General features: G+C 71.6%; 8 protein-coding genes. 6 read left to right on the top strand and 2 right to left on the bottom strand.

Translation table 11 applies throughout. From position 1 onward, the window contains the following. Positions 1 to 524 precede the first annotated feature (524 nt). From rpmH to CELGI_RS16140, 5 genes are read left to right on the top strand one after another with little or no spacing between them, the layout of a single operon-like run. A complete protein-coding gene (rpmH, locus tag CELGI_RS16160; protein WP_013885212.1) occupies positions 525 to 662 on the top strand; it encodes a 50S ribosomal protein L34 in 138 nt (45 codons plus the stop codon). 12 nt (positions 663 to 674) lie between these two features. Continuing rightward, positions 675 to 1,034, top strand: a complete 360-nt coding sequence (rnpA, locus tag CELGI_RS16155) for a ribonuclease P protein component (RefSeq protein ID WP_041574250.1) — start codon at positions 675 to 677, stop codon at positions 1,032 to 1,034. Next, complete coding sequence (yidD, locus tag CELGI_RS16150; RefSeq protein WP_013885210.1) at positions 1,031 to 1,327, top strand: membrane protein insertion efficiency factor YidD; 297 nt, start codon at positions 1,031 to 1,033, stop codon at positions 1,325 to 1,327. Before rnpA ends, yidD begins: the two co-directional genes overlap by 4 nt. Positions 1,328 to 1,351: 24 nt before the next feature. Further along, positions 1,352 to 2,452, top strand: coding sequence for a membrane protein insertase YidC (yidC, locus tag CELGI_RS16145; protein ID WP_013885209.1), 1,101 nt, complete (start codon positions 1,352 to 1,354; stop codon positions 2,450 to 2,452). Positions 2,453 to 2,497: 45 nt separating this feature from the next. Then, positions 2,498 to 3,004 (top strand): Jag family protein, encoded by a 507-nt coding sequence (locus CELGI_RS16140; protein WP_013885208.1) that lies wholly within the window; start codon positions 2,498 to 2,500, stop codon positions 3,002 to 3,004. 747 nt (positions 3,005 to 3,751) lie between these two features. On the opposite strand, the gene CELGI_RS16135 is transcribed toward CELGI_RS16140, so the two are convergent. Together CELGI_RS16135 and CELGI_RS16130 are read right to left on the bottom strand one after the other, a co-directional pair. After that, positions 3,752 to 4,060, bottom strand: coding sequence for a hypothetical protein (locus tag CELGI_RS16135; protein WP_013885207.1), 309 nt, complete (start codon positions 4,058 to 4,060; stop codon positions 3,752 to 3,754). Positions 4,061 to 4,628: 568 nt separating this feature from the next. Then, positions 4,629 to 5,108, bottom strand: coding sequence for a 2'-5' RNA ligase family protein (locus CELGI_RS16130; protein ID WP_013885206.1), 480 nt, complete (start codon positions 5,106 to 5,108; stop codon positions 4,629 to 4,631). Positions 5,109 to 6,621: 1,513 nt separating this feature from the next. Between CELGI_RS16130 and rsmG the strand changes: the two genes are divergently transcribed. Further along, a complete protein-coding gene (gene rsmG, locus CELGI_RS16125) occupies positions 6,622 to 7,290 on the top strand; it encodes a 16S rRNA (guanine(527)-N(7))-methyltransferase RsmG (RefSeq protein ID WP_013885205.1) in 669 nt (222 codons plus the stop codon). The last annotated feature ends 759 nt before the right edge of the window (positions 7,291 to 8,049 follow it).

Here is an 8,049-nt window from a genome sequence, read left to right as displayed (position 1 = left end):
TCGAGTGAGGTGCGAGTCTCGCACGGCTCCAGTTGTCCACACACTTGTCCACACCTGTGAGCCCACGGCTCCGTGCGGGGTGAGGACCGTTCCGTGACGCGCGACCACGGCCCTGGAGCCGGGTTCGTCGGACGTCGGTGCCGTGGTCGACGAGGGCGCCATCCACAGGACGAGGACCGATCGTAGTGTGGACGAAGCGCCCGTGGGCAGGGTCTGGCCGGGTGACGGTCGGCATGGTGCGCGCGTCGCGGTGCGGCGTGTCGTCTGGTGACGGCGGCCGCCGTAGGGGAGCGTTGGTCGTTTGCCGCTCCCGATGGGTGTGGTGCGGCTCGGGTTTGACCCATCGCGGGGTCCCGGCGTACCGTTACCCAGCCCATTGAAGGCTCCTGTTGGCGCGCCTAGACGCCCAGCACGGCGCGGTCGGTCGATCGCGGCGTGGTCCGGAGGAGCAGTCGAGCCCGGGCATCCAGACCTGGTCGCGCGCAACGCGCGCCCATTCCGATGGACCAAGTGGGAGAACTCTCGTGAGCAAGCGCACGTTCCAGCCGAACAACCGGCGCCGGGCCAAGACCCACGGCTTCCGTCTGCGCATGCGTACGCGTGCCGGCCGCGCGATCCTCGCCGCCCGTCGGCGCAAGGGCCGCAGCGAGCTCTCGGCCTGACCTCCTGCGTCGGTGCTGCCCGCAGCGCACCGGATGCGTGAGTCCGCCGACTTCGAGCTCGCGGTCAGACGCGGTGCGCGAGCCGGACGGGAGACGCTGGTGGTCCACCTCAGCACACGAACCGACCCCGGGCCTGCTGGCCCGGTGGTCGGTTTCGTCGTGTCCAAGGCCGTCGGCGGCGCCGTGGTGCGCAACCGCGTCAAGCGCCGGCTCCGCGCGCTCATGGCACCGCGCCTGACCGAGCTCCCTGAGCGGAGCACGCTCGTGGTCCGCGCGCTCGGTCCGGCCGCGCGGGCGCCGAGCGATCGTCTCGCGACGGATCTGGACGGTGCGCTCCGGACCGCGGCCCGGCGCGTGCGGGAGCGGTCGTGATCGTCGCGCGGCGCGTCGGCCGGTTCGTCGCCCGGCTGCCCGGGCGTGCGCTGCTGGGTCTGCTCTGGCTGTACCAGCACCTGGTCTCACCGATGCGGCCCCCGACCTGCCGGTACTACCCCTCATGCTCGCAGTACGCGGTCGTGGCGATCCGACGCCACGGAGCCGCTCGCGGGGCGTGGCTCGCCGCCCGGCGGCTGCTGCGCTGCCACCCCTGGACTCCCGGCGGGGTCGACGACGTGCCCCCGGCACGTGCCTCCCGCCGGTTCGACGCGGCGCACCCCGCCCACTGACACCCCTGACAGGAGCTCTGCCCCATGGACTGGTTCGACAGTCTGCTCCAGCCGATCATGATCGCGGTGGCCTGGATCATGGTCCAGTTCCACTCGCTGTTCGGCGCGCTCGGCATGGACCCGGACGGGGGACTGGCCTGGACGCTGTCGATCGTCGGCCTCGTGATCGTGATCCGGATCCTGCTCATCCCGCTGTTCTTCAAGCAGATCAAGGCCTCGCGCGGGATGCAGCTGCTCGCACCCGAGATGCAGGCGATCCAGAAGAAGTACAAGGGGAAGACCGACCCCGCGTCCCGTGAGGCCATGAGCCGCGAGACCATGGAGCTCTACCGCAAGCACGGGACTAACCCGTTCGCCTCGTGCCTGCCGATCCTGCTGCAGTCGCCCATCTTCTTCGCCCTGTTCCGCGTGCTGTCTTCGCTCGAGAAGATCTCGAACGGGGACATGAAGGCGGTCGGTCCGCTCGACCAGCCGCTGGCGTACTCCGCCGAGCACGCGACCATCTTCGGTGCGCCGCTGTCCGGAACGTTCATGCGCGCGGACGGCAACATCCACATCCAGCTCGTCACGATCCTGCTGATCGTCGCGATGTCGGCCACGACCTTCCTCACGCAGCGTCAGCTGACGATGAAGAACATGCCGCCAGCCGCGCTGCAGGGCCCCATGGCGCAGCAGCAGAAGGTGCTGCTCTACGTCCTGCCGCTGATCTTCGCGTTCTCGGGCGTGAACTTCCCGATCGGTGTCCTCATCTACTGGACCACCACCAACCTGTGGTCGATGGGCCAGCAGTTCTACACGATCCGTCGGATGCCGGCGCCCGGCTCCCAGGCGGAGAAGGCGATGCTCGAGCGTCGTGCCCGCAAGGGCAAGGGTGGCCCCGTCGTCGACGTGCCGTCCGAGGTCATCGACGATCGTCCGCGTGGGCAGCGCCAGCAGCCCAAGCGGAAGGACCGTGCCAAGCCGCGCCCGACCTCGGCACCCGGTGCGCCCGCGGCTCGTGCGGCCGACGACTCCAGCGACGCCACCGACGCTCCCGCGGCCGACACCGCGACCCCGCAGACCACGCCGCCCGCGACACCGAAGGCGAACGGGAAGAAGAAGAAGCCCCGGCCCTCCCAGAGCTGACGTCGCCCTGACGCGACGACCCGCATCCCAGATCGGAGATCACCCATGACGACCCAGCCCGACGCGGAGACCCGCGACTCCACCTCCCGGCTCGAGGAGGAGGGCGAGATCGCGGCCGACTACCTCGAGGAGCTCCTCGACATCGCCGACCTCGACGGTGACATCGACATCGACGTCGATCACGGTCGTGCCGCCGTCGAGATCGTGTCCGAGGACCCGGCCGACCGCTCCCTGCGTCGGCTCGCCGGCCGCGACGGTGAGGTGCTGGACGCCCTTCAGGAGCTCACGCGCCTGGCCGTGCAGGCCAAGACGGGGGAGCGCAGCCGTCTCATGCTCGACGTGGCCGGATATCGCGCCGATCGTCGCACCGCGCTCGCCGCCGTGGCACGCGATGCCGTCGCCCGCGTCAAGGAGACCGGCGAGCCGGTCGCGCTCGAGCCGATGAACCCGTTCGAGCGCAAGGTGGTGCACGACGCCGTTGCCGAGGCCGGCCTGGTGAGCGACTCGGACGGCGTCGAGCCGCAGCGGCACGTGGTGGTCCGGCCCGCCTGAGCGGTGAAGGACCACGAGCGGGCGACATCTTCACTGATGTCGCCCGCTCTGTGCGTGTAGGGCCCAGCCCGCTGTCAGCAGCTCGGGGCGGGCCGACCGGCGGCGCGGCCGTCGGGGCCGGGGCTACACGGCGGCCGCGAGGTCGTCGCTCGTGCGTGTGGGGAACTCGTTCTCAGCAGCCGCGTGGGCGCTCGGAGTGCCGTGCACGTCGGTGAGAAGGCGGTCGCGCTGGGCCGTTTCACGTGAAACGCGCGTGCCAGCGGAGGCCGCGTCTCCCCTCCGACGAGGGCACGTCGGGACACCTTCGCTACCCGGGGGAGCGGCAGCCCTTCGCCTCGGGTGATGGTCGAACCTCGCGCGCGCCACGTGGCGTCTTGGTCGGCCCGCCGCGGCGTGGTGTGGAGGCACGCTCGCGAGCCGGTCGATCGCAGCCGACCCCGCTCGACGCACGCTCGGTCCGTTCGGTTGATTGCTGCGGCGGTGGTGCCGCGGGGCGCCGGGACGAGCGGCCCGCCGGGCCTCCGCGCGCATCCACGGCCCTGGGGTACGCAGCCGACCGTGGTCGGTCTCCGTGCACTGGCGTGGTCGACCCCAGCCGCCGCCGACGGTCTGGCAGTGAGTGGCCGCCTCGGTCCCTGGCCCACGGCGGTTGGTGCGAGTCGCCCGGGTTGGTGCGCAGCGGGCTCCCACGGCCGAGCCGCGTCCCACCCGCACCGGGCGGGTGGTCGTTCCAGCATCAGCGACGGGTCAGGTCGAACCGTGCGTGTAGGTGATCGGCTTCCCTGCCGCGCTGGCGTACTCGATCTCGCGGGAGGTGGAGGGGCCGAGGTAGCCGCCCGGGTTGACGACCACGACCCTGTCAGCGATGTCGATCCTCCGCAGGTGCAGCGCACCCAGTGCACGCCACTGATGCTCACTCAGCGGCACGTCGAGCTCGACTGGCGCGAGCACGATCGCGCCGGCGATGGTGAGGTCGCGCTGGATGACGCGGAGCTCCTGGACGAAGCGCATCGACCCGCAGAGGCACACGACCTCCGGACGCTTATCGGGATCCATGTCGCCTCCTGTGCAACGCTCGCGGACCGGCTTCCGTCCGCGGACAGACCACGACGGCGTCGCCCGGGCGAGTGTAAGTGCGGGTGCGGGCAAGGCGCCGCGTACCTCCGCTCGACAAGCGCCGGTCGCTGATCGTCACGCGGTGGCACGTCGACCTCGAGCGGCGTGAGGACGGTGGCTACGGGGAGGGTGAGGTCGGGCTGGGTCACGTGGAACTCCGGGACGAAGCACGTCGACCCGCAGAGGCGCCTTCGGGCGTGCCTTGGCCAGAACGTCGCGCACCTGCTCTGGTGGGGTCCTGGGGACTGGGCTCACTCCTCATGCACGACTCGTGCCTGACCACGGAGTCTCTCGGTCACACCCGAGACCTGCGACCGCCAGCGCCGCTGCACGCCGCGGCTGACCAAGCGGCCGCCCCATCACTGACACGACCAACCCTGGCGGTGCTGCGAGGTCGTCGAATCGCTGCTGCCTGTCAGGCAGTGACGAGCGCTGACCACCAGGTGCGACAGCATGCTGTCGCCGATCGCGGGGGTCTGGTCCTCGCCATCATCGGCGCAAGTCGCTGCTACGGCCGGAGCGGAAAGCGCACGAGCACGTCGGCGGCGCGCTCCGACCACCAGGTGAGGGTCACCTCGTCCGCTCGCGCGCTGATAGGGAGCAACTCCCTCAGCCCGGCGACGTCAGAACGGGGAAGCGCCTCTCCGATCGACAGGTGCGGGACGACTTCGTCGAACGCGCCGCCGTATGGCGGCCACTCCGGGAAGGCGTCCGCGAGCAGGACCGTGAGCTGGATGAACGGCCTGGCGGGAGTGGGCGTCAGATACGTCAGCCCACCGCTGAAGTGACCGACCGCGGACAGCTCGAAGTCGAAGGCTCGAACTGGATCCAGGACCTCACGGATGGTGCCCACGAGTTCGTCATCGACGTCGTCCCGATCGACGAATGGACCGAGCACGGTGACGTGCGGGCACACGGGTGCGGACATGAGGCGTGCAGCGATCGGCGCAATCGCCGGTACGGGAACCTGAATCACGGTGTGCCCCACACCATCAGTCTGCCGCTCACGACGCTGCTCTTGGGAGACATTCCCGCGGGCCAGGGACGAGGCAACCGACCGCGCACTGCCCACCCCGCCGACATGGTCGTCATGGACGCCTCGGCAGTCGCCGCGACCGGGCTCTGGCGGGGCGACCCCGACCGGTTGTCGGCGTGCGTGTCGGTGTCGGTCTCGAGGCGGCGGGGCCGAGCGGTTGGACCGGATCGCGGTCGGGTCGCCGGGTGCTGATGCGCCGGTCGTCGAGCAGCTGCAGTCCGCCACCGAGGAAGTCCCTTAGAGGACGGACGCCTGACGAGTGCGCGGGCAGCGCATGCTGTTTCACGTGAAACGCGGGCCGCCGTCGCTGCAGTCGGCTCGGAACTCAGCTCGGGCCCGTGTCATCGCCGCGAGCAGTCGAGCGACGTGGCAGCGCGTTCGGCGCCCGTGGGGGCTGCGTTCCTGCGGGCACTGCGACCGTCTCACCGCTCGGGCAGGGCTGCCCTCCTGCTCCCGCCAACCGGACGCCGGGCAGTGGGAGTTGGTGCCGGCGCTCCCGGCCGAGGCGTCGATCCGCGGCGGCTCCTCAGCCGGTGGCTGACTCTCCGGCCCCAGCCTCGCCTCGGGCAGATCGCGTGACAGATGGTCAGCCGCCACGGCGGACCCGGCCTACGCACGAGGACGCAGGCGTGGACACCGGGCCGCCAGGGGGCGCGCGCGGCGACTGCGGGCAAGGTGGCATGGTCGATGCGAACCCGCCCGAGGCGCGTACGCGCCGAGACGCCGCTCAGAGTCTGCGCACGCGGACGCCTGGGCCTCGACGCGAGGGTCGAGCGGTGTGACGAGCGCGACCGGCGACTCGAGGCGCGGAGAGTCACGAGGGGCGTGTGCGCCGTGTGAGGCGCGGAGAGTCACGAGGGGCGTGTGCGCGTGGCGAGGCGCGCTGGCTGTCGATGGTGGTGTGGACGCCCTGGCGCCGACCCCCGGGGGTGAGCCAGCTGGGCCTCATTCCTGCGGTGGCGTGCGGTCACCAGACCCGGCACCGTTTCACGTGGAACGGACATGCCGGGTCGCGGCATGGCTGGTGGTGTGGAGGCGGGGCGCAACGGCGCCAGCACGGTCGGGGTAGCGCGCACCAGCGGGAGCGCGCCGCGACACCCCCGGGAGCCACGGGCTCGGAGCCACAAGCGCCTGCTGATGGGGCGCTGCACGCTCTGGACAGCGGGAGGGCATGCTGCCACCAGAGCGTGCGCCCGAGCCGCGACCGCATGGGGCGGTTCTTCGGGCGGAGCGCCCGACAGCGCTCACGAGCGTGGTTGGGGTGGCACGACGTGGTCGGTCGGTGTGAGTCCCGCGACAGGACACCACATGCACAGTTGGGGGCCCTCGCGCTGGCGACGCTTGTCACCCGGTACGGTGGGGCGTTCGTGCAGGCAGCGCCCGTCCGCGGCGTCCAGACGCTATTGGACGGCGGGGTATCCGGCCCGATGAGTAGCGATGTTTCACGTGGAACGAAGGGCAGCTCGTGACTTCAGGCGACGACGCGGTGGTGGAGCGCGATCCACTCACCGGCGACGAGCGACTGCCCCAGTTCTTCGGTGACGCGTGGGCGGCTGTGAGCCGCTTCCACGAGCTCTTGACGCAGCAGGGCGTCCTGCGTGGCCTGATCGGGCCGCGTGAGGTGGGCCGGCTGTGGGAGCGGCACCTGCTGAACTCCGCCGCGGCCGTTCCCCACCTGCCGTCGGCAGGGACGATCGTTGACCTCGGGAGTGGCGCCGGGCTGCCGGGCGTCGTCGTGGCCGCCATGCGGCCCGGCTCGCACGTGGTGCTGCTCGAGCCGATGGAGCGCCGCACCGACTGGCTCCTCGAGGTCGTCGCCGAACTCGGGCTGTCCAATGCGGAGGTGCGGCGCGGACGAGCACAGGAGGCGCTCGACCTGCAGGTCGATGCGGTGACGATTCGTGCTGTGGCAGCCCTCGACAAGCTCTACGCCTGGGCCACCCCGCTTCTTGCACCTGGGGGTCGCCTCGTGGCGCTGAAGGGGGAGCGGGCGCAGGAGGAGATCGCTGCGGCGCGGCGAGCCGCGCAGCGGGCCAAGGTCACCGCAGTGGAGCTGCATGTCACCGGGACGATCGACGGCGTCGAGCCGACACGCGTCGTGGTGGCCCAGACGGGGGGTCGAGGTGTTCGGTAGGCGCAAGCAGTCGAAGCGGTCCGAGGACCGGCCGGCGGAGCCCCGCCCTTCCGTTGCGGCCGAAGGACCGGCGCACGCTTCACCTGCTGAACCGCCGCGCGCGGCATGGGCCCCGGGAGGCGCGACCGACGGCGAGCCCGGGTCGCCGGTCGCAGCCTCGGGCGTCGCCCCCGACTCGTTGACGGTAACGGCGTCACGCGCGGATCCCGCCATCGCCGCAGACCCGCGTCGCTCTGATGAGGCACGCGACGTTGCGGTGGTCGGGTTCGGCCCTACGGGCGAGGAGCAGGCGCCCCGCTCGTGGCCTGCGGCAGCGTCAGCTGAGACCACTGGCCCGGCGGAGCCAGCCAGGTCGGATCTAGCGTCTGAGGCCGCGCCCCACCCGATCAGCGCCACGGCCCACCGGAGCAGCACCATGGCGCACGAGAGCAGCGCCACGGCGCACACCATGAGCGATACGGCGCACGCGACCAACACCTCGCCGCACCGGTTGACCCCGCTGACCGCCCGGGCGCACGCCGGCGAGCAGCAGGGCGGCGACGCGCCGACCGGTGATCGGTCGGCGCAGTCTTCGTGGCGGTCGGAAGCCTCCGCACCGGTTGTGGGCCCGTCAGCGGACGCGACGAGCCCCACGGCTGCGGATGGGGTCGACGCCCGCGCGACGGCGGCCAGCCCGGGGCAGGGCTCGACGGACCTCACCTCGACCGACCCCGCTAGCGCGGGGACGCGCGTCACGGCGGACTCGACGGCCTCCGCTTC

This window comes from Cellulomonas gilvus ATCC 13127, assembly GCF_000218545.1.
Lineage (GTDB): Bacteria > Actinomycetota > Actinomycetes > Actinomycetales > Cellulomonadaceae > Cellulomonas > Cellulomonas gilvus.
This window is presented reverse-complemented; position numbering and strand designations above follow the sequence as displayed.